This window comes from Belliella kenyensis (assembly GCF_022549675.1).
Lineage (GTDB): Bacteria > Bacteroidota > Bacteroidia > Cytophagales > Cyclobacteriaceae > Belliella > Belliella kenyensis.
Genome location: NZ_JAKZGR010000005.1, coordinates 208,900 through 232,529, shown reverse-complemented (window position 1 = coordinate 232,529; position 23,630 = coordinate 208,900). Strand labels below are relative to the sequence as shown.

The following is a 23,630-nucleotide window of genomic DNA, read 5'->3' as shown; positions in this document are numbered from 1 at the left end:
TTAATAGGTTATTAGTATCCTGGATTTTGAATCAATTCTGAATTTCTGTTCATTTCATCAAAATGTATAGGCATCCAGTACATTTTGTCCAGCCATAATCTATTTTCTTTGCCAGGATCAATATCAAACACCTGATAATTATAGTCATAGATTTCTGGGTCGTACCTGTATAGCGTATTGGATTGGCCTGGCTTTAGCGTTCCACGGATTTGTATTCCATTGGCTTGACGTCCCAAAGTCTGTGGAGCAATCATCCATCTTCTGGTATCGTAATATCGTTGCTCTTCAAAGGCGAGCTCCACTCGTCTTTCATTGATGTATTTCTCTCTCAGTTCTTGTCCAGAAGCAGTAGTAGCAGGCATACCTGCCCTAAACCTGATCTTGTTCAACCATGCTCTTGCTTCATCCTCTTGACCAAGTTCAATACATGCTTCGATATAATTCATGACGACTTCCGTTACCCGAATCGCCGGCCAGGGGATTTCTTGCCAGGTATTTTGATCAACATGTGCAGGGTCTGGTTCTATGAATTTTCTGACATAATAGCCAGTATAACTTCCGTTCCAATCTTCTATAGGGCTACTTCTGGTATCTAGACCCCAGTGGGTAACTTTGGCACCTGAAGCGTTGGTCACTTCATAGCTACCAGTCTGGATTTGCCCGAGGGGATCTCGGGACTGATTGGCAGGTGATCTTGGCTTCCACTGTGCACCATCATAGAGGAATGTGGCATAGAACCTTGGGTCTCTGTTGTCATATGGAGCACTGGCATGTTCAGGATTGCTCCAATCGAAATCACTGCCATCCATCATTTCATAATCATCGATCATCAATTGTACTGGCGTATTACCAGCCCAGTTGTTGTAGCCATTTGGGCCATTGAAAAGACCTTGTCTTCCTCCCCACTCTGGTTTGGAGTTGAGATAATACCTGCCAAAGATCATTTCATTTTCTCCACCATTTCTTGATAAGGAGTTGTTGTTGTATACAGTAGCGGCTTGTTCTGCGCTGAGAGGGGTGGTCAATTGTAGCTGGTTTCCTGGCATAAGATCCATGGCTGCTTTTGCTGCGTCCTTTGCACGTTGCCATCTTTCTATTCTATTTCCACTAATGTAGCCTAATAATTCTTTGTTGGAGTAACTGGAAATAATAGGGGAATTGGCAGATGCGGTAGGGATGTCGTGGAGGTCACTTGCTGCATATAGCAAGACTCTTGCTTTGAGTGCCAGGGCGGCGACTCTGTTTGCTCTTCCCCTTATCAGGTTATGTCCATCAAGGAGTTGAGCAGCTTTATCAAGATCTGCAATGATGAAATTGACGCATTCTTCGAAAGTATTTCTAGGAATCTCATAAGTTTCTTCACCTAGCTTATAAGTTCTGTCGGCAATGGGAAATGCAGCATAATTTCTCAGCAATTGATGAGAGAAATATGCTCGCATAAATGTTGCCTCACCCAACAGCCGGTCTACAATACCTCCAGTATTTTCAAATTGCGGATCAGATAATTTTTCGATGGCAATATTGGTGGAGCGCAGTCTTGCGTACATGTTTGACCATGCTCTAGAGTCATCGATCCATCCGGGGTTTTCGGGATTGGATCGGGCTTCTGTCACCACAGTGATACCTCTTCCAGGATGGGTAAATATGGCTTCATCAGTCAAGGACGCAAGAGCTTGTTCATTGAATCCACCCCAAACTAATCCACCATAAATATCCGTCACAAAAGCTTCTGCCAAACCGGCATCGCTCCAAACTGCAGATTCTGCTACTTCCCCAAGAGGAGAGGTGTCAAGAAAATCATCATTACAGCTTACCAACCATCCTGTTAGTAAGAAAGTGAGTAGGTATATTCTATTATATTTTTTCATGTGTTTATATTTTGTTATTTAATGGTCACATGGAATCTTCGTATAGGTATAATCATCTCCCTATGTGACGCTCTAATCATAAACGTCTGCTTCAGACATGCCTACTTGTATCAGACAAGCTCGATTTCATAACAAAGCTCAAATTTTAGAATGTGACTGAAAACCCACCATTGATGACTCTAGCTTGTGGATAATATTGTCCTGTGGAATTATTAGATTCAGGATCAAATACCTTCAGCTTGTCCCATGTTATCAGATTGAGTCCATTTAAGTAAAACCGGAGGTTGTTTACTCCTATCTTTGAACCAAGCTGTATAGGTAGTGTATAGCCAATCTCAAGGTTTTTCAGTCTGATGTAGTCAGTTTCTCTATACCAATAGGTATTGTTGTTATCCCCATCAGAATAATATTGGTCTCCTCGATTGGCTATTCTTGGGTGTACGCTGCTTGGATTTTCTACAGTCCATCTGTTTTCATAGAAATCCAAAAGGTAGTTTCCGATATTACCAGATTCTCCAGCACTCACAAGGGTGATCGCACCAGTGGCACCTTGGAAAAGTACAGATAAATCAAAATTCTTGTAACTTCCATTGAGTATCATACCTCCTTGGAATCTTGGGATGTCATTTTTGTCTAACCTTATCCTGTCCAAAGGTGAAATGATACCATCTCCATTTACATCTTTGAACTTCATGTCTCCTGGGCGTAGTTCATTGGTAATTGCAGAATAGTCTAGTGTATTGCGTGCAATATCTTCCTGATCTCTGAATACACCATCATAAATATATATAGGCCCTGGCGCATTCATAGGCCTACCAGTACTTCTCTGCCATTCTTCAGCTCCTGGAGGTTCGTCCCAGAATAGGATTTTGTTTTTGGCATATCCGCCATTGACACTTATACTGTACTTCAATTCTCCCCTAGAACCACGATACCCTAAGTTGATATCAAAGCCCTTGTTTTCGATTTCGCCGATGTTTTCTGCTGGTAACAATGAGGACAGTCCTGTGCTTTGTGGAATCGATGCGTTTCTTCTCCATAGGATGTTTGTTCTTTTGTTATAAAATACATCAAATTCGAAGAATATACGACCTTGTAGCAATTGACCTTCAATACCAATATTGCTGTTGTTGGCTACTTCCCAGGTAATCATATTGTTAGGTACTCTGGTTTCAAACAAGGTTTTTGTTTCTTGACCTTCCAAAATATGACTTCTGAATCCGTAAGTAGATAAGAATTGATATTCTTGAAGTGAATTTTCATAATAAATCTGGTCATTTCCCATTTGACCCCAAGAACCTCGAATTTTGAAAAAGTCAAATGCTGGTAGTGAATTTTTCCAAAAGCTTTCTTCAGAGACAACCCAGCCTGCCATAACACCTGGAAAAAAGCCGTACCTTGTGGCTCTAGGGAAAATGTATGAAGCATCATACCTCCAAAGGAACTCCATTAGATACTTTTCCTTAAAGTTGTAAGCTACCCTACCGAAGTAGTTCAGCCTAGCGCGTTCGAATGCTCCCCCTCCGTTGTCTTTTTCTTCATCACCTCCTGCAAACATCTGATCTATAGCTGTAGAAATAAAGAATCTTCTATATGCAAAGAAATCGTCTGCATTCACGGTTTCTTTATTGGTACCTGCTAAAGTTTGGAATCCGTGGTCACCAAATTGCTTCTCGTAAGTGAATACACCCCCTAGCAAGATGTTCAATTGGTTGTAGTTGGATTGTCTCAATCTTGGTTCTGCAGGACCTCTTTCTGTAGGAACGAGTATAGGTGTAGTACCATCAGCTTCGAAGCCACTACCTCTTTGGTACAGAATCCAAGGAGTTTCCCACCTTTTGTTAAACTGACTCAGGTTATCCACCGCAGCAGTACCTGTGAATTTCAGTCCTTCTACACCAGGTATTTTTATATTTAATGCCCCATTTGTTTGGAAATAGTCTCTTATTTCTCGGTCATAGCCAGTAGCATTGGTAGTGATTACTACTGGGTTTTCTCCATTCTCTATATCAGGACCAGGTCTTCCATCAGGCCAAAAAGCTGGTTCATTGGGCTTGCCGCGCATCTGCATTCGGAAAATTGCCGATGCAGGTCTTGTAGGGAAGAATCTTTGTTCTCTTCTTCCCATTACACCTATTTGCATGTCGATGTGGTCGTTGATCTTTGCATCAAGGTTGAGGCGCATATCGTACTGCTTGTATCCAGTTGCTGAGTTTTTATAATATGCATCTTGATTTTGATAACCAATGGAAGCCATATAATTGATGTTCTCACTGCCACCGTTTAGCTGGACATTGTGTCTGGATTGTGGTGACCAGGTCTTCAGGGTGGCGGCATACCAATCTGTATCTGGATAGTTCCATGGATCAGTGCCTGCTCTATGCAAAGCCAATGCTTCTGGACTGAATGGAGCATTTCTGATCTGTCCATTAGGTCTGGTATAGGTGCCAGAAGTCGCAAATCCTGTAGTAGCAGCCTGCCACTCAGAAACAGGCAGTTCGTAAACACTCAAGTCATTGAGCATTTGTCCATATTGGGCAGCGTTGGCAAGTCTAGGAACGACGGTAGGTTGAGCAAAACCTTGGTTGAATTGGTAAGAAAGTTCAGGCTTTCCACTTTTTCCCCTTTTGGTAGTGACTAAGATTACCCCATTGGCAGCCCTTGCCCCATAGATGGCAGCAGAAGCATCTTTCAGTACAGAGATAGATTCTATATCATTGGGATTCAGTCTTTCTATACCTCCAGCCCTTGCAGGAATCCCATCTATGACTATCAATGCATCGTTGTTACCTAGGGTATTTGAACCTCTGATCCTGATTCCAGAGCCATCATAGCCAGGCTCTCCACTCCTATTGACTGCCACTACACCAGACATTCGTCCAGCGATAGAGTTTGTCAGGTTCAAAGCTGGTGATTTGACTAGCTCAGAGCCTTTGACAGTGGCGACCGATCCCGTGATGGTTTCTTTCTTTTGTTCGCCATATCCTACAACTATGATCTCGCTTAGGGATTGAAAATCAGTAGCCAAAGTAATGTTCAAGGTTGACTGTCCTGCTAATTGCACCCTTTGTGAAATAAATCCAATAAAAGAAAAAACAAGGACACCATTTTCTGGTGCTTCTATAGTAAACTTTCCATCAATGTCTGTCACAGTACCCAATGTACTTCCTTCTAGTAGGATAGTCACTCCTGGTAAAGGATCTCCCAAATCATCCACAACGACACCTGATACAGTCACATCAGCCTGTTGCATGATGGTGACGAGATCGTTTTTTGACTTTTTGGTGGTGGGTTTGACATGTATGTTATTGTTTACCTGAACAAAGCTCAGCTCTGTTTGTCGGGTCAAATTTTCCAGTACCTCATATACTGTTTTATCGTATTCGGCAATGGTTAACTTTTGGTTTTGAGAAAGGAGGTTATCTTCGAAAGTAAACCTGAATTCTGTCTGGTCTTCTATTACCTTGAACACCTTTTTGATTGGTTGATCTTTAAGGTTAAGAGACACTCTCACTTCATCAATGGTTTTTCTCTGTGCATTGCTAGTATTAGCGAGTAACACTGAACACATGAACAGTTGTATCAAAAAACCATACAACATCCTTTTTGACAGCATAATAAGTTGTCTAAGTATATTTTTTTTCATAAAATTGACTGGTTTAAGTGTTGAAATCTTGAACTATTGCCTCTTAGATGTAAGTAAAGTGTAGAAGAGGCAAATCAGAAGGCAGCATGTAGTTCCCCCCAGAACTTATCCTGCCTTCATTTTTTATGAGGAATTTTCTGCGATACTTTTCATAGTCTAGTAGGTTGAAATGGTTATGGTTTTATTGTTGATTTTATAGTTGAAACCAGAGGTAAGCTTGATCCCTTCCAAAACATTTTCAAGGGTCTCATTTTCATAGGCACCAGTGTAAGTCCAGCCAGGTTTGATTTTTCCTTTTAGTTTGACTTCTACACCGTACCATTTTTCGATCTTCATCTTCACCTCTTCAAAAGTGTTTCGATTGAATATCAGATGCTTGTCTTTCCAGCCTATGATTTCCAAAGGGTCAAATTCTGTTTTGTAAAATCCGCCATCTGCTTTCATGACGAGCATTTCCTTGGGATCCAATAAAACTTGATTTCCCAGCTCATCATTAATTCTTACTTTCCCTGAAACCAATGCCACTGATACATCGCCTGTATAGCTTTGGTTGACATTGAAACTGGTACCCAATACATGGATGATTTTGTTGTCAGTTTTTACAATAAATGGTCGTCCATCTTTTTTGACCTCAAAAAATGCCTCTCCTGTTAGGGTGACGTTCCTAGAGGAATCTGAAAATTCACGAGGATATTTGATTTCGCTCCCAGCATTTAAGTAGATTACGGTTCCTTCTGAGAGGGTAATCATTGATTTTTTTCCAAAAGGATTCTTTTTGGTGGTATAGGATATTTCGCTAGTGAGGGCTGGTTCTTCGGTAGATTTAGAAATCACACTGTAACCCAACCAACAGATGAGCCCAATGAAAATGGAAGCTGCTATTTTTCTCATCGAAAAAAAAATGTACCAGCTGGAAGAGCTTTTCTTTTGCAAGCGATCTGTTTCTGAATGATCATGTTTGATGATATTCTCAAAGGTATCGATGTAAGTTTTATCGCTTAATTCAAGATTTTTCTTATACCGAATAGCCTTGATGATAGCGGCAGCGCTTTGGACTGTTTTCCTCTTTTCAGGATGCTCAGAAAGCCATTTTTCCCAAAAATGCTTATTGTCATCATCTGGGCTTACTACCCATTGTATGAAGAATTCGTCACTTAGGAAGTGCTGTATTTTATATTCGTTGTATTTCATTTTCTTATGGATTGAGCCAATAATTACTTGTGACTCCCAAACATTTTGGTTTCAATTATTGATTTGATGCTATCCAATGCCCTATAGATCAACTTGCGAGCTGATTTTACTTCACTGAACTCGAGCACTTCTGCTATTTCTTTGTAAGACATTCCTTCTTTATAGAGTAATAGAATTGCTTGTCTCTGCCTGGTCGTCAGTTTGTTCAAAGCATCTTCTATGAGTAGGGTTTTTTCAGTCTCTATTTCCAGCTGGATTAGTTTTGTCTCATGGGATAATTCAATCTGAAATGAATCTTCAAAAGAATCTATATTCTTAGATTCATTAGATTTGATTTTGTTGAGCTTTCTGATGATTTCTCTCTGGAGAGACTTAAAGAGGTAGGCTTTGATGCTGTGAACTTCTTTCAATTCTCCCCTTTTTCTTCTCAGGTAGATAAAAATATTCTGAATGCAGTCTTGAACTACCCCAATATCATTGGTAATCTGAATTCCAAACTCAAACATAGCTGTGGCATGGAAGCGGTAGATGTAATTAAATGCTTTTTCATCACCTCTATTAAAAGCTGCCCAAATCTCTATGTCAGGTTTTTTTTCATATTGCTTCACAGCTTCAGCGTGCTCAATCAATATGACTGTCTGATTATTTTGGTTTTTAGTGCTGTTGGTCATTTTGGGTTGGTATTTCTTAGAATACTTAATATTAAGAGGAGGTAAATTGTCAAAATGACCCCATAATATTTCAAAAAAAATCCTTGAAAAAATTTTTTCTATATAAAATCAAAAGATTTTGCAAATACTTCTTCTTTTTCCGTGTCAGAAATTAAGAGGGCGTCACTTTTATCATCAAGTTTCCCAAACAAGTTACCGTCTTTTGTCCAAATAGGACTTTTGCCAAGACTTAAAAAAAATCAAAAAATCCCACGCAGTTCCGCATCAGAGCAGGCACTGCAATTTTTTTGCTATTAAAGGATTATGTATATCCGGAACTTTGCCAGTAACATTGAGAAAATCCGATTTACCTAAATACCGATATTAATTGATATTTGATATTTGTGGATATTCACCATTAGCCACCGAATGTGTCAATAAATTGATTTACTGGCAAAGAAGCGTACAATCATATAAAGGATAATGCATCAATGCTTTTTCAATGCTTTTCGCTGAATTTGCTGCACTTGCCAAATAAACATTTGCACCAAGGTTGAATGCGTATTATGAATAACCGCCCTGTAAATTTTCGAAGCAAATCGCCAGTGCAATTTTCATATTATCTGCTTTGATTACCATTTGACCAAGCCCATTTTCAAAAAATGTGACTTTGTCAACATGAAGTTGTTGTATTGAGTAGGGTTTTCTTTGCTTATTTGGCTCAAAGCTTAACAGCAATGCAGGAAATTTCTACTTGTACATCCTTAGGTAATCTGCTGACTTCTACAGTCTCTCTTGCAGGAGGGTTAGATTTGAAATATTGACCATAAGCCTCATTGATGGTCGAAAACTGTCCCATATCTTTGATAAAAATAGTGCATTTCACAACGTCGGCGAATCCAAACCCTGCTTTTCTAAGCACTGCCTCGAGATTTTTCATCACGGCGTGAGTTTCTTCGGTGATGTTTTCGTTGATCAGCTCACCAGTATCAGCATCAAGAGCGATCTGACCAGATACATATAATGTATTGCCCGCTTTGACCGCTTGGCTATATGGGCCAATAGGAGCTGGAGCTTCTTGAGAATAGATGATTTCTTTTTCCATTTGGATACAGTTTATATTTTCAAAGATAGTGCGGATTTCTGCATGTGTGCAAATTTCAATAGGTTTCTGACGATTTCATGGCTTTTCATAATGAATGCTACCATTCTAAGTTAAATCCAAAAATCCGCAAGAGAATGTTATCCATGCTTTTTACTTAGGGATTTGAAAACTTGTAGGTATTGGTCTGTGACATGATCCCAGTTGTACTTTTGTGTGAGGCCTGCGCGAGCGGTATCTCGCAGTGCTTGCATGGTGTCTGGTTCGGATTCAGCCGTGTGGATAAGTGTCTTGACCGCTTCGGGGTTTTTCTCAAAATACTTCCCATGTTTTCCATTCTGAAGCATTTCTTGATTGAAGGCAGTATTCAGTGCCAAGATCGCACATCCATATCCAAGCGCCTTGAGCATGGCTGGGTTGGTGCCTCCGTATTCGTGACCATGTAGGTACGCATAGCAATTGTGATATAGAGCTTTAAGTTCTTCTGGATCTGTGACATAGCCAGTGAAAAGTAACCTATCGTCTTTGATAGATTTCAAGTTATCCACATAGCTGTCTTTGAAAGGAACGTCTCCTACGATCACAAGCTTACGCTTGGAATTTGACTTGACAAATCCCTGGATGATGATATCGGCATTGTTGTCTGGTACTAGCCTTCCGACGATGAGGAAGTAGCTTTCTTTTTCCAAGTTCCATTTTGAGATTTTGGAAGCATCGGCACTTAGTGATGGGTTGGCACCATAGGCGATCACTTGAGAATCGACATGGAATAGTTCCCGATAGATTCTTTGCATCTCGTCGGAGTCATTGATCACTTGGTCGTAGAATTTAGTTGCCATTTTGGATGCCCACAGAAAATATTTTGCTCCTAATCCTTTCCATTTGGGTCTCAACCATTCTAGCCCGTCTACATTGATGGCTGTAGGCTTTCTGAATATCCTAGAGATAATGCCAAAAGGGCCATTTCCAGAGTTGACCACAAAAATGACATCTACATCAGTAAAGCAAGCATGTACCATAGAGACAAAAGAGTGAGTAAGCTGCGTAAGGCTCTTTTTTTCAATGGCTGGTGTATATACGAGCTTGATTCCATTGACATAGGCAGGCTTATCCTTGAAAAGTGCTCTATGACAATAAACGGTCACTTCTACTCCACGTTTTTGTAATCTTTCACCAAGCTCCTTCACCATGGTGTCATAGCCACCATATACATAAGGATAGCCTTTGGCGCCTAAGATGGCGACTTTGAGGTTTGGCGTATGAGATTTTTCTTTCATGGATCAATATTGGTGACTTTTATCTTGTTGATTTTATTTTCGATATCAATGTTTACAGACTTTCAGGATAGCCTTGGCAAAGTTATCCACATATGCATCCTCCGAAAACATTGATTTTTGCCTTATTTGCCCTTTTAATCCCATTTGTCGAATGAGTTTTGGGTTTTGGACGATGGGAAGTATTCTTTGTGCAGCGATGACTGCATTGTCATATGGAATGAATACTCCAGTATCTCCTTCTACTACCATCTCTCTAGCCCCACCGATATCGGTAGCGATGACAGGCTTAGCGGCAGCCATTGCTTCTAGCACAGTAGTTGGTAATGGATCTGGAAGAATGGAAGGTAAAATGAATATATCTAGTGTATTCAATATTTCGGGAATATCTGATCTATAACCGAGATAAGAAATCTTTTCTTCAATTCCTGACCTAGCGATCTTTCTCAAGAGGTTATCCACAAAATGCTCAGTACCGGGATAGGCATCACCCACGATGATAAAATGCAAGTTGTTTTCTGATTTTGAAAGTTGCACTGCAATGTCAATGAAATAGTGCTGACCTTTCCAATGATTAACTCTAGCTATCATCCCAATTAGAATTTTACCTTCACTTTCCTTAGGGAGCTCTTGATTGATTTTTGAAGTAATTTGATGGTACGGTTGATGGGGTATACCGTTGTACAGTAATTTGATTTTTGAAGGATGAATGTTTTCTACCCAGCTATCTGTTACGGCTTGGGATACTGCAAGGACTAAGTCTGCATGTTTGTTGATAACTCTACCTAAGAAGCGCCTCAACCATGATGGGGATTCTATGATTTCATGTAGGTGGGTGACATGCGGTAGATTGTGTTTTTTGGCTATCCAGCCTCCTACAAGTACTGCCGATGTATTTGAGTATACGATATCTATTTTCCTTGATTCGATGAGTTTGCCAAGAAAAGAGTGAGCGTCGAAGAGTGTACTTGCTCTGTTGATAAGTCCAGAAATATTGAAGTATTTTCTTCTGAGGATTCCTAGTTTCTGAATATGGACATGTACTCCTTCTTTTTCGATTTCGGTAATCAATGGTCCATCTTCTGATAATACTACATCGATCTCAAAACCGTATTTCTTCAAAGCTTGAATGGAAATCAGGAAAATCTTACTTGCTCCATAAAGATCCGAAGAACTATGGAGCATCAGTATTCTTTTATGTGGATAACTTTTCAAGACCATTTTTATTTATCTCTCCTAAACATGAAAAAGCTACCAATAAACCCTCCATGATCTGTTGGAACTTCTATTATTTCATTACTGTATTTGGAGAATAGCTGGTGGAGGGAGCTTTTATGATATAAGTTCATTTGCATCACAGGTTCGCTATTGAACCTTCTATGCTTCAGCGAAGAGTAAAGAAAATTGTATAGTGATACTTTAGTCCTTAGAAAGAAATTGAGATAAGTATGTAAGGGTAACTTATGTCCATGTGTGATTTGAATATGAGCGATACCACCTATTTTGACTTTTTGAATCAGTTCATCTATGATTAACAGTCCCCTTTTTTTTTCAATGTGCTGAAGGACAATGTATGAGTTTACCAGATCAAAAGTGGGAAGTTCGGGAAGTTTTATGCCGTCATAGACGATGAATTCAAGATTTTTGCAATCAAGCGCATAGGCATGTTCTTTGGCTTTGGCAATGATGTCTGAGGATATGTCAATTCCAACTACTGGCTGTTCTGTCTGTCTAGCAAAAGGTATAGCAAGTCTACCTACCCCACAACCAAAATCCAAAATTGAAGCACTAGAAATCTGAAAAGAAAAATTTTCTTCGATCCTCTTTGATGTCTCCTGAACATATTCCTCTCCTGTTTGAAAAAACTCTCTGATACTTTCTCCAGTAAGGTTTTCTGTTTTGTATTTAGGGTCTGAAAGTACCCCATAGTAGGGATCATCTTTTCCGAATGTTTTCCAATTGCTTAAAGAATCATGCATAGTCTTTTCTTGATTTGATAATTTTTGCAGGATTTCCACCTACTATGCTATAAGCTGGTACATCTTTGGTCACAATGGAACCAGCGGCTACAATAGAGCCTTTGCCGATCGTGACTCCAGCCAATATTACACTATTTGCGGCGATCCAGCAATCATCTTCTATTTTTACAAATGATCTAGTGACTCCTTGATCTATCATTGGCTTATCCACATCATTGAAATTGTGGTTTTCAGCATATATACTTACCCTAGGTGACATCATCACATTGTCACCTATTTCTATATAACCTGAGCACCCGATATAGCTGTATGGTCCGATGCTACTGTTGTTTCCCACCTTTAGTCCGACACCTGCTTCCCCACCGTAAAGGTTTGTAGGTCTTATGATTGCGTAGCTACCGACGGTGACCTTATCTCCAAAAATCAAGCCCTTTTCTGCGAGTCCATTGATCTCGCAATGATCTTGTGCGATGAAGTTTTTGCCTACTTGAATGTACTTTGCTTGTCTTATCGTAACTCCTTTTCCGATCAGAAACAATCCTTTGGTACTTTTAAATCTCCAACGATACCACAATCCTCTGATCATGTTTCCTAACATGCGTGTCATTACACCCATTGTGGATAAACTATCCCAATCTGGACCAAATCGATCACTGAAATCTACGCCAGTAATTTTAGAAATACTCGTCCCAAGAAAATTACTCATTTAGAATAGCTTTGAAAGTTTGTTCCAAAGATATAAAAAACTTCTCCGTTGTGAATTTCTTTAGTCGGTTTATCCCTTTTTCTTTCATTTCATTTCTCAAAGATTCATTTTCAAGAATCAAGCTCATTTTTGCTCGAAGTTCTTCAGCTGAATTTTCACCTAATACGATGGCCGCATCTCCCGCAACCTCTTTGAGAGCACCCTGGTTGGAGATGATAACAGGTAAGCCATATGAAAATGCCTCTAAAATGGGTAATCCAAATCCTTCATTGGACGATGGAAAAACATAAGCTGTAGCATTTTGAAATAGTTCCTTTAGCTTACTGGATGAAACGTAGCCAGGGAAAACTATGCTATTTTCTAGTTTTTTCTTTTCTACTAAAGACACAAGGTCATCATAATCATCTAAGTCTACCCTTGGTCCTCGTTGACCTACAAGGTAGAGCTTGATATCTCCATAGTCAGGAATGTGGATAAGTTGAGAAAATGCTTCTATTAGGAGTTTAAGGTTTTTTCTTTTTTCCATTACACCCACATGGAGAAAATATCGATTTGGAGCTATAATGGCTGAATTTTTTGAGTTATCCACATTGTTTGTAAGACCTGATGAAGGATATACCACATCGACTTGCAAGTGCTCGAATTGGGGTAAGCTTTTAATTTTCTGCTTAGAGAAATCAGTAATCGTAATGATAGAGGCATTATTCTTTAGACCTTTTTCAAGGAAGAAGGTGTAGTATCGGAGCCAGTGACGCTGATAATGTTCAGGATTGTCCCAAAAGAAGGTATCGTGCAAAACGGAAACTTTCCTCCCCCTACTCCAAGATGGGCTTAAGATATCAGGGCTAAATACAAGGTCAGCCCTGTACCAATATGATAAAATGGGTAATGTGACCTGCTTTCTCACAAAGTATAGGAGCTGAAAAAGGAGGTTTTTCCACTTTGGAGTTTTTCCTTTGAAAAAATTCGAATCACTTACTTTATTGAAATCAGGACTTATGATGTAAGTGAGATCAGTATCTTTTCTTGAAGAAACTTCCTCACAGACGGATTGGATGTAGGTTTTGATCCCAGTCTGTGCTACATACAGGTAGTAAACATCTATCAAAATTCTTTTTTTATGCTTCATGATGCGGCGTTCTTGGGTAATTGTTCATCGCATATCCCACCATCCACCAAGAAGTCCAACTGACGTATAAGTAGAGTTCAGCATTAGCAGTAAATAAAGGCAAAATCAATGCACATTTGGCGGCGGCTCCAGTGAAAGCAATCCTAGAGGTCATTAGGTTTTCATTGGTCTTAAAAACTTTCACACTATGTACAATAGAGTATCCTAGCAGTAAAATGTAAATTACCATCCCTAACCAACCCAATTGCACTCCATAAATCAGGAACTGATTTTCTCCTCCTATCTTCAATTCGTCTACTACACTACCAACGCTACCACTCATAGCAAGTCCTACACCTAGAGGCTGTGCAATCATTCCATCCAAAGCAATAGCCCATTCTACCAAGTGCCCCACACTGGAAAGATTTTGGAAAGTAAGTGTGTCTATTACAAAATAATAAAAGTCTTCTGATGCAAAGAAAATCACAAAGACTACGAATGATAAAACCAAAGAAACCCCCACCATTATCAATGTATAAAGTCTAAAAGTGATTGCAACAAAAAATAACATTACAAAGAATGCGGCAAAAGATGCTCTAGAAGATGCTAGAATCAAACTGATAAAAGCAAAAGCCATGATTAATAAGTAAAAGTTTGCTTTATCCCTTTTGCTGGTCAAAAAGAAAATCAATCCAGCAGCAAATCCCATTAAAACCGAACTAGAAAGTTCAAGTGGATCAGAATAAATGGATGCAAACCTTTTTGTAATTGCCTGGGTCTCAAAAGTCCAAGATAATCCAAAGTTTCCCGTGGGCTCAACATCATTTAATGCCCAGTTGAATGCGGCATAGCCTGTTTTGCTTTGTAAATGAGTATCAAAAAGTAATTCCAGCATATTCACTCCAAAGCCTATGATTACCACAGCAAACATGATTTTGAAAATCAGTCCTGCTTCTAAATCATCGAATTTCGTATTGCGCCCAATAAAGTAGATTATTGCGGGAACTATCATACCCTTGAAATAAAAAATCTTAGCAACAAATGTAGCTTCTCCAATCGGTGCGATAAGGAAAAATGTAGCCATACCAATAAATGCAAGGAACAGTTTATCTACAGCAGTCAACCTTAATGGATATTCCAATAGGTTTTTTTGAAATAGGATGAAGAAAAAAAATGAGAAAATAACCACAAGATCTTTGAGGAATTGAAATATCTTAACTATTACTGCTGAATCAGTAACAGCATAAGTTACACTCAAGAAAACAGTATATACAGGGAAATAAACCAATAAAAAATAGATCAAATACTCCCATTTTCCTTTGAAAACCATATTTTTCACTGTCCAACTCAAAGTCAGAGTGAAAAAAATAGCTAGAAAGATGAAAATCACAAAATGCATTCTGAGAAAAGGCTTTTACATTTGAATTCGAAATATACCTGAATTTGACCAATTGACTATAAATATGCCTTGATATCTGGAACCTTATTGCTATTGGGATTATGGCATATTCCATCGCATAATCCATGAAATGCCGCACGCAGTTTTTTGAATCTAAATCTGATTAAAAAGTAACTTAGATATGACGTTATTTTTAAGATTTGAAATAGCCAAGCACTTACATAGATAAACTGTTTTGGATGTGACTTAAGCAATAACAATTGGTTTCGTATATTCAGATAGTGATTGATTGGACTTAAATAACCTTCGCTTTGTTTTTTCTTTGACTTGGTAGATCCGCTAACTTCATGATAGAGGGTAGACGATGGAATGATGTAGAGTTTAGCGCCATTTTCCCTTATCCTTAAAGACCAATCAACATCTTCAAAATAGGCGAAATAAGTAGCATTTAAAGAGCCGATTTCATCGATTAGTTTTCTGCGAACCATAAAGGAACATCCAGTAATCCATTCTGTTTCATATGCTCTTTCATAAGATATGGCATGAGTTATACTTTCTACCTTTCCTTTGAACCTGTGGATAACTCCACCTGCGTGCCATATTTTGGATGAGTCTTCTTTTTCGAAAATCAGTGGTTGAACTGCCCCTGCCTCTTGGTGTTGATCTAGATAATTGACCAATGGTTCTAAAAATGAAGAATCAAAATAAGTATCATTATTCAATAGTAAAACGTAATCATAAGGTTCTTGCTTCGCCATTTCAATACCTACATTGTTTCCACCAGTAAAACCAAGGTTGGTGTGGTTTTGATGAAATGTGACTTCTGGAAATTCTATTCGTAGCTTTTGACCACTTCCGTCCGTTGAGCCATTGTCGACTAGGAAAATTTTGAAATTGGGATAGGATAAAGTTTTGAGTTGATTAAGACAACTTTTCGAAAAATCATAGGTATTCCAATTGACAATAATAATGGCGACAGAAGAATAAGCCATGTGCAGAGTGAGTAGCGATTTAGTTGAAAATTTTTCCTTACAAAAGTAAAAAAAATGATGATAAATCTTACTATGTTTATTCAGATGACAATATAATTGGAGAATTTAGGTTTTGTTTTTTTTTGGCATTTTTATAGAATGTATAAGTGGCTACACATTTGCTTAGTTAATTCAAGTCAAAGAACTACACTCTTTTTTCTAATGATTTATCTACATCGATTTAGCGTTGAATCTATCGCCAGGAAATTCAAGAATTAATGCAAGCATGTTTTTTCAAATAGTTAATATTAATTTTGGGATTATAAATTTCTTTTCTATGACATAATGTGGAGGGGGTATTAGAGGGTTTATACATAAATCTTGTCTACATTTGACTTAAATTTTAGATAAAAACAATAGAATATGAATTTTGCTATCGCAGGAGCGGGTTTTTCAGGAGCAGTTTTGGCTAGGGAGTTGGCAATGCATGGGCATCATGTTACTGTGTTTGAAAGCAGGAATCATCTGGGAGGTAATTGCTATACGGAAAGAGATGCAAAAACAGGAGTTATGGTACATAGATATGGTCCACATATTTTTCATACTGACCATGAGAAAGTTTGGGAGTACGTAAATCGTTTTGCTGAATTTGTGCCTTATATCAATAGGGTAAAAGCTACCTACAAACAGAATGTATATTCCTTGCCTATAAATTTGCATACAATCAATCAATTTTTTGGTAAAGCTTATGGTCCTAAGGAAGCAAAAAGATATATTCAAGGACTGGCTGACCAAAAGATTAAAATTCCTCAATCGTTTGAAGAACAGGCATTGAAGTTTGTAGGAAAAGAGCTATATGAGGCTTTTCTAAAAGGATACACAGAGAAGCAATGGGGGTTGAATCCTAAATCTTTACCTGCAAGTATTTTGAAACGTTTGCCACTAAGGTTCGATTATAACGATAACTACTTCAACCACAAATATCAAGGAATACCGAGGGAAGGATATACTCCAATTTTTGAGAAACTGCTTGACCATCAATTGATAGAAGTTATTCTCAACACAGCATTTGACCAAGAAGTGCACACAGATTATGATCATGTTTTTTACACTGGTCCAATTGATGCATGGTTCGGCTTTGCTTATGGAAGATTGGGCTACAGGACATTGGAGTTCAAAAGTGAAATTCACGATGGGGATTTTCAAGGCTGTGCTGTGATGAATTATAGTGACTCTGATGTTCCTTTTACAAGAATATCAGAGCACAAGTATTTCGCTCCATGGGAATCTCATGAAAAAACAATAATATTCAAAGAGTACAGTAAGTCATGTGAACCAGGTGATATTCCATATTATCCTATTAGGTTATTGGATGAAAAGAAAATGCTTAATCAATATTTGATTTTGGCAAAAAATCAAGTGGGAGTAAGTTTTTTGGGTAGATTGGGGACTTACAGGTACTTAGACATGGATGTCACGGTCAAGGAAGCTCTTGAAGCCAGTGAATTGATATTAGCTTGTATTCAGACTGAAAGGCAAATTCCTTCATTCTTTATTGATCCGGCATGAGGATAAGAAGGTATTTAAAGCATGAGGACCACAGGAGGTTGTTGACAAATATTTTCTCGCTAGGGACAATACAAATTGTCAATTATGTATTGCCACTATTGACTGTGCCGTATTTGGTTAGAATTCTTGAGCCTGATTATTTTGGTTTGCTGGCATTTGCTACTGCGACGATTACTTATTTTGCCTTGATCACCGACTATGGATTCAATCTTTCTGCAACAAGGCAGGTTTCCATTCATAGGGATGATTTTGATAAAGTCAATGAGATATTCAGTGCCACCATGATTATCAAATTTTTTCTAATGTTTTTTAGCTTTTTGATATTGTGTATTTTGGTTTTTTTTATCGATAAGTTCAAAAATCATTGGGACCTTTATATGATTACATTCGGAATGGTAGTTGGTCAGTTTTTGTTTCCAATATGGCTTTTTCAAGGTAAGGAAAAGATGAAATATATTACCTTTATCAATGTGAGTACAAAAGTCCTATTTACTTTAAGTATTTTTGCTTTGGTCAAGGAGCAAGATGATTATCTATTGGTGCAGGGACTAACCTCAGCAGGCTTTATCATTTCAGGAATTTTTTCTATGATATTAGTTAAGCTTAAATTCAGAGTTTTCTTTTATCTTCCCTCTTGGGATATCTTGAAGAAGCACTTCAAGGATGGTTGGTATATATTTACATCCACACTTGCCATCAGTTTATTTACGACTTCTACCACATTTATTCTTGGTTTGTTTACTAACAATACTCTTGTAGGTTACTATGCAGCGGCCGAAAAAATCGTACAAGCTGTGAAAGGGCTCAATGGACCAGTATCACAATCCATATATCCATTGATTAGCAAAAAGATTCATACGAATTTGCGCACAGGAGTGTCTTTTATCTACAAAATTGGTAAAGTCATTGTTATGTTTTCATTTTTGATTTCTATGATTTTATTCATTTTTGCTGAACCCATAAGCGACCTATTATTAGGAGATCAATACAAACCTTCTATAGTATTATTAAGAATCATGTCCTTTCTTCCGTTAATTATATCCATAAGTAATCTGTGCGCAGTTCAGGGATTATATAATATGGGGAAAGCAGATTTGGTCAGTAAGTATTTGAGTTTGATTGGTATTGCTCATGTATTATTAATCTGTCTACTTATTCCTTTTTTTGGAATTATTGGAGCCGCTATAGGTGTTGTGATTACAGAGATATTGGGTACTATTTTTTCAATTTATTATTTCAAAAGAGAACTAAGGTCTACAATTGGCAATGGTTGATCAAAAAGTCTATTATCTTCGAGCTTCAAAAAGGACTTGACCCAAATATGAATCAATCGAAAGTGGCTGCTGTAGTAGTTACCTACAATAGAAAAGATCAACTTCTGACGAGCTTGGATGCATTGCTTGCACAAGAAAGAACCTTAGACGCTATCATACTTGTAGATAATTGTTCTAAGGATGGCACTCGTGAAATGCTTCAAGATATGGGAATTATTGATGAAACAATATCACTAGAGAGCAAAGAAAAGGTAGTTTCGCAGAAACAGGTAATGGCAAAGAAACCCTCAAAGGATGTAATTGCTGTTACTTTTATTGGCTTATCCGTTAATTCTGGAGGAGCAGGAGGGTTCTATGAAGGGGTAAAATTTGGTTATGAAGCAGGGTTTGATTGGCTTTGGCTAATGGATGATGACGGAAGTGCTGATCCTAGAGCACTGGGACAGCTTTTACGCTATACTTCCAAAGCGAATTTTTTAAATTCTTTGGTTCTTGATATAAAGGATCCAAGCAAATTGAGCTTTGAGCTGAATTATCCTGATGGCCATGGTGTATTTAGTAATAAAAAGGAAGTTATAGACAATTCAGTAGATGGGATTATTCTCGGGCAAGCTAATCCTTTCAATGGCACCTTGGTTTCCAAAATTCTGATTGAGCAAATTGGTTATCCAAAGAAGGAAATGTTTATCTGGGGCGATGAAGTAGATTATCAATATCGAGCTGCAAAATCGGGCTTAGGAATAGCCACAGTTGTTTCAGCCATACATTATCATCCCAAAGCAGCCACGAAGATTTTGAATTTACCTTTTAGAGGCCTCTTTATAGCATGGTCCGGTATTCCGATCAAAGATTATTGTAATGTCAGAAACACAGCCTACATTCATAAGAAGCATTTTCCAAAATCCGTTTTGACAACTTTTATGAAGTATCTCATTTATTTTGTTCCGAGGTTGGATTTCTCTTCCTTGAAGCTTTGCTATCAAGCTACTATGGATGGATTAAACGAGCGCTGGGGTAGAGAAAAGAATTATATGAAGTAAATATTCTGGATCAGCATATTGTGTCTAGGTTGTGTTATAGACATTAGAAGGTAGATTTATTAGCTCTTATTTTTTAGATTTCTTTGAGATATTTTCTGTTCAGTTCTTTGATGTATAAAGCAAGAAAGCATAGAACAATTGCTATAAGTCCTCCAAATACTAAACCTTTGAGTAGCTTAATTTCATACCGATCAAGTGGGTATCTAGGTCCGTCGATTATCTGAATGAGGGGAGATGTGTTTCTTTGATTAACTTTAGCTATCTCGAGATTTTTGACAATTTCAGAATAGATTGCGGTGGTAGCTTGTACATCCACTTGTTTTTTTCTTATCCCCACATTTCCCGCTTGAAGTAAAGGGTTGGGATTTGGTGTCATATCACTTAGGCTGGCAAAATCTTCTAAACTTCTATCAAGAATCCTACGAACGGAATCAGCTTGTGACTGTAGGATATTTAAGTTTTCCGAAGTTTTTTTTGTTTTGGTCTCCAAGTAAAAATTGTTCACATTTTCTACCAATTTTTCATTGAAGACTTTAGCAAAGGCTTCATCTTTCGAAGTGATATCCACTTTGATAATGGTGAGTTTTCTATCAGGTTTTGCTACAGAGAGGTGCTTTTCTTTAATGGTTTTAGCTATTTCTTTCATAACAGAATCTTGAGTCACAGTGAAATCACTTCTTTCTATTCCAAAATTCATGTTTTTAAGATCCACCTTATTCTTCCATTTTTCATCTAGTTTATTGAATTGGATATACCTATCGATAAGTAGGACCTCATTATCAAATGGACTTAAAAGTGTTTTGTCAAGCATATTGTTTGACTTATAAAGCTCCATGATATTATCTCCTTGAAAGAGACCACTTGAACCTCCTAGGCTGCTGAGGTTCATTCCGACTAGTGATGCCAAGCCAGACACCTGCCCAAGTCCACTTCCATCAGATTCTTCTAGTACAAAAATGGTTTCAGCAGCATAAACTGGTTTTTTCAAAATTGAATATGTAGCCCCCAAAGCCATTCCTATGATTGCTGAAATCAATATGTAAATCCACATGCTTTGGAAATAATTGATCCATGCTTTGGTTCTAAGTACTATTTCTTTCAAAGTAATTTTATCGTCCAAAATATGCTTTTCCGACATTTTGCTTAATTGTTTATTTGCGTGACGATCAATACCAAAGTTGCCAATCCTGTAGTCAATCCTACTATTTCTCCTGGTCTCATGGGCATTCTTGGGCCTTTTGTAGGAACGAATATTTCTGCGCCAGGCTCTATACGAGGATAAGCCCTGATTCCTAAGAAGCTTTTGGTTCGTGCTACTTCACCGTTTGCATATACTACATAGGTACGCTTCCTGTTTGCTCTATTGTCAAATCCACCTGCTCTGTTTATGTAATACTTCAATCCACCTAAATTGTCATATCGTACTGTAGTAGGATAGACCACATCTCCTCTCATTCTCACTGTCTGAAGTTGTCTTGGGATAGAAATGATATCTCCTTCTTCTAAGATCAAATCGAATTCCGATCCTGGATTATTGAGTATTTTTTCCAGATCTATTGCGACTGCTTCCATTTCCTTGATTTTGATAGGGGAAATATCTGCCTTTGACTCCACGATTCCTGAGATTGTTTCTTTTTTCACCTCGGATGCTGCGGTGCTTTCTCCTGCACTCTTCGCCACCTCATCTTTATTTCCGAGCGATTTGAAAAGTCGCTCTAGCAGCATCTCTTGTGCTTCAGTATGGTTGGGGTCGTATTGCAGTTTTTCTTGCAGATCAATCAAATTTTTCTGTCTTCTCAGTTGCTCCGATTCGGTATTGTAGTACTCCGTTCTTCGGATCAAAGTAGCGCCTTTTGCATAGGCAAATGCTGTCAATCCTCCAGCCCTTTTGATGACATCGGACACCCTTTCTTTGGCTGATTGTACTGCAAATGCTCCAGGTGAATTCACTTGGCCTTCTATAAATACCATTTTTTCTAGAGTAAAATTTGGCTTTCTTCTGATGATCACATTATCAAATGGCTCTAGAATTTCTGTAGATCCATTTTGACTGAAATCAATTTCTACACTTACAGGAACAAGGACAGAAAATGTTCCTGCTTCTGGTTCACTGATTCTTCTGGATATTTCAATGTCTTTTGTATTTGCAGCCTCCCGAAGTCCCCCTGCCATTATGATCAAATCCTCTACGGTCATTTGCTTGGAAAAAGGGTATGTGCCTGGCTTGCTCACTTCACCTGTGATTTGCACATAGACTTCTTCCTTAAGGTCATAGATACTGGATATTCTGATCACATCTTCTCTTTGGAGTGGAATATCTGGTGATGATCCTTCTAATATTTCACGAAGGTTTACAGAAATCACCTCTGTGGATAAGTCGGCACTTGTCCTTAGGATGCTAGCTCTTTCCAGATAAGCTTCACCTCTTACACCATCTGCATTTTCAATCAGCTTTTTTAAAGTCAAACCATCTGTCAAAGCATAATTTCCCTCTCTAAATACAGCCCCTTTGATTTGTACACGATTACTGTATCTATTCAGAACTTTTCCTACTTTATACACATCTCCGCCCTTTACCGTAAAGATTGAAAACTGATCTTTGAAAATATCTGATACTGCTCTTTCTTTTCCACTTACTCTTGTTACATTGATTCGGTCTTGAAATGCCTCATCTGTAAACCCTCCTGCATATTTCAATAGTTGTCCAAAACTTTCACCATTTTTCACTTCATAAATCTTTGGTCTTTTGACCTCACCTTCTACAGTCACTCTACCTTCAAATGGTTCTACCAAAATCACATCTTGATCTTGTAGTTGTTGATTGAGATTGGCATTTCCATTGATCAGAAAATCATATATATCGATAGTTTGCACAAGCTTTCCATTCCTGATCAATTTGATATTCCGCATGGTTCCATTTTCACTTGGACCACCGGCTGCATATAGTGCATTAAAAACGGAGCTGAATGCGCTCAATGTAAATGTACCTGGAAGTCTCAACTCTCCAACAAGGTTTATTTTGATCGTTCTTACATTACCCAAAGTGACTTGAATAAATGTGTTTGGGTTGGAGCCACTTAGACCTTGATAGTACCTAGAAAGCCTACTCTTCAGGATTCCTGTAGCTTCTTCTATAGACTTACCAGAAAGGGAAATTGGCCCTACATTGTCTATGATTGCGAAACCATCGGGATTGATAGTTGCTTCGTAGTATTTTTCTGATTGGCCATATATATCCACGTAAATCATGTCTCCAGCCCCAAGGATATAGGTCTTTGGTGTTGCAAGGTTTAGATTCGGTTCGAAAGTCAATCGCCTGTTTTTGTTGTAGAATAGATCTGCACCAAAGATCTGAGATGGTTCAGACTTTAGTGTAGGGTCTTGCTGAAATTTAAAAATTCCTTGCGTGATTTCGTTGAGGTCACCTTGTTTTCGGGGTTCTCTTTTTGAAGCACTGGATGAGCTTGACCTACCAGAAGAACCATTTAGGTTCAATTTTTCTATCCGCTCTTGCAGTTTTTCTGCTTGAGGCGCAGACAAGCCACGTAATCGCGCCATTTGGATTAATTCATCTTCAGTGAGGCCGGCTTCATTAGCTCGATTGAGTAGTTCCCTGATCTGTTCGTCCGAAAGTTCATCTACATTGATACTAGATATATCAGCCATGGATTGTGAAAGGGACTGAAATGGTACCGCTAAAACTAGGGCTATTAATAAAACCAATGTTACGGAGACTTTTCTATAAACTGCGTGTAAAGGAAAATGCATATCGAAAATTGTGATTGTCAGATCATTAGATTTCCTCGAAAAGATGTCTATCATCTAATTTGAAAGAAATTTGACGTCTTTCGGC

At 38.3% G+C, this 23,630-nt stretch carries 17 protein-coding genes; 3 read left to right on the top strand and 14 right to left on the bottom strand.

All coding sequences use genetic code 11. The annotated features are described in order from the left end of the window. Positions 1-11: 11 nt before the first annotated feature. The 12 genes from MM214_RS07275 to MM214_RS07220 form a co-directional block, all read right to left on the bottom strand. A complete protein-coding gene (locus MM214_RS07275; RefSeq protein ID WP_241293842.1) occupies positions 12-1,868 on the bottom strand; it encodes a RagB/SusD family nutrient uptake outer membrane protein in 1,857 nt (618 codons plus the stop codon). Between the two features lie 145 nt (positions 1,869-2,013). Then, entirely contained in the window at positions 2,014-5,121 is a 3,108-nt protein-coding gene (locus tag MM214_RS07270) for a SusC/RagA family TonB-linked outer membrane protein (protein ID WP_241293975.1), read from the bottom strand. A 549-nt stretch (positions 5,122-5,670) separates the two neighbouring features. Continuing rightward, positions 5,671-6,705 (bottom strand): FecR family protein, encoded by a 1,035-nt coding sequence (locus MM214_RS07265; RefSeq protein ID WP_241293841.1) that lies wholly within the window; start codon positions 6,703-6,705, stop codon positions 5,671-5,673. Between the two features lie 23 nt (positions 6,706-6,728). Continuing rightward, positions 6,729-7,376: an RNA polymerase sigma factor gene (locus MM214_RS07260; RefSeq protein ID WP_241293838.1), complete on the bottom strand. Its 648-nt coding sequence runs from the start codon at positions 7,374-7,376 to the stop codon at positions 6,729-6,731. A gap of 700 nt (positions 7,377-8,076) precedes the next feature. Next, complete coding sequence (locus MM214_RS07255; RefSeq protein ID WP_241293836.1) at positions 8,077-8,460, bottom strand: RidA family protein; 384 nt, start codon at positions 8,458-8,460, stop codon at positions 8,077-8,079. Between the two features lie 137 nt (positions 8,461-8,597). Further along, positions 8,598-9,734, bottom strand: coding sequence for a glycosyltransferase (locus MM214_RS07250; protein ID WP_241293833.1), 1,137 nt, complete (start codon positions 9,732-9,734; stop codon positions 8,598-8,600). Positions 9,735-9,779: 45 nt separating this feature from the next. Further along, a complete protein-coding gene (locus MM214_RS07245; protein ID WP_241293830.1) occupies positions 9,780-10,952 on the bottom strand; it encodes a glycosyltransferase family 4 protein in 1,173 nt (390 codons plus the stop codon). Positions 10,953-10,954: 2 nt separating this feature from the next. Continuing rightward, positions 10,955-11,710, bottom strand: coding sequence for a class I SAM-dependent methyltransferase (locus MM214_RS07240; RefSeq protein WP_241293827.1), 756 nt, complete (start codon positions 11,708-11,710; stop codon positions 10,955-10,957). Continuing rightward, positions 11,703-12,416 (bottom strand): acyltransferase, encoded by a 714-nt coding sequence (locus MM214_RS07235; protein ID WP_241293824.1) that lies wholly within the window; start codon positions 12,414-12,416, stop codon positions 11,703-11,705. Before MM214_RS07235 ends, MM214_RS07240 begins: the two co-directional genes overlap by 8 nt. Further along, entirely contained in the window at positions 12,409-13,545 is a 1,137-nt protein-coding gene (locus MM214_RS07230; RefSeq protein WP_241293821.1) for a glycosyltransferase family 4 protein, read from the bottom strand. The genes MM214_RS07235 and MM214_RS07230 overlap by 8 nt, the downstream gene beginning before the upstream one ends. After that, positions 13,535-14,854, bottom strand: a complete 1,320-nt coding sequence (locus tag MM214_RS07225; RefSeq protein WP_241293819.1) for an O-antigen ligase family protein — start codon at positions 14,852-14,854, stop codon at positions 13,535-13,537. Before MM214_RS07225 ends, MM214_RS07230 begins: the two co-directional genes overlap by 11 nt. Positions 14,855-14,979: 125 nt before the next feature. Beyond that, on the bottom strand, positions 14,980-15,915 hold the full coding sequence (locus MM214_RS07220) for a glycosyltransferase family 2 protein (protein ID WP_241293817.1): 936 nt from the start codon (positions 15,913-15,915) through the stop codon (positions 14,980-14,982). 402 nt (positions 15,916-16,317) lie between these two features. Between MM214_RS07220 and glf the strand changes: the two genes are divergently transcribed. From glf to MM214_RS07205, 3 genes are read left to right on the top strand one after another with little or no spacing between them, the layout of a single operon-like run. Then, the gene (gene glf / locus MM214_RS07215; RefSeq protein WP_241293814.1) at positions 16,318-17,463 is read left to right on the top strand and encodes a UDP-galactopyranose mutase; all 1,146 of its coding nucleotides are present in this window, start codon (positions 16,318-16,320) and stop codon (positions 17,461-17,463) included. Next, positions 17,460-18,737 (top strand): flippase, encoded by a 1,278-nt coding sequence (locus MM214_RS07210; protein WP_241293811.1) that lies wholly within the window; start codon positions 17,460-17,462, stop codon positions 18,735-18,737. The genes glf and MM214_RS07210 overlap by 4 nt, the downstream gene beginning before the upstream one ends. Positions 18,738-18,784: 47 nt before the next feature. Continuing rightward, positions 18,785-19,777 carry a glycosyltransferase family 2 protein gene (locus MM214_RS07205; RefSeq protein WP_241293808.1) on the top strand — a complete coding sequence of 331 codons (993 nt, stop codon included), beginning with the start codon at positions 18,785-18,787 and terminating at the stop codon, positions 19,775-19,777. A 73-nt stretch (positions 19,778-19,850) separates the two neighbouring features. Here the strand turns inward: MM214_RS07205 and MM214_RS07200 are convergent, their stop codons facing one another. Both MM214_RS07200 and MM214_RS07195 read right to left on the bottom strand, forming a co-directional pair. Beyond that, the gene (locus MM214_RS07200; protein WP_241293806.1) at positions 19,851-20,915 is read right to left on the bottom strand and encodes a Wzz/FepE/Etk N-terminal domain-containing protein; all 1,065 of its coding nucleotides are present in this window, start codon (positions 20,913-20,915) and stop codon (positions 19,851-19,853) included. Positions 20,916-20,920: 5 nt separating this feature from the next. Continuing rightward, positions 20,921-23,545 carry an SLBB domain-containing protein gene (locus MM214_RS07195; protein WP_435374030.1) on the bottom strand — a complete coding sequence of 875 codons (2,625 nt, stop codon included), beginning with the start codon at positions 23,543-23,545 and terminating at the stop codon, positions 20,921-20,923. Positions 23,546-23,630: the final 85 nt, after the last annotated feature.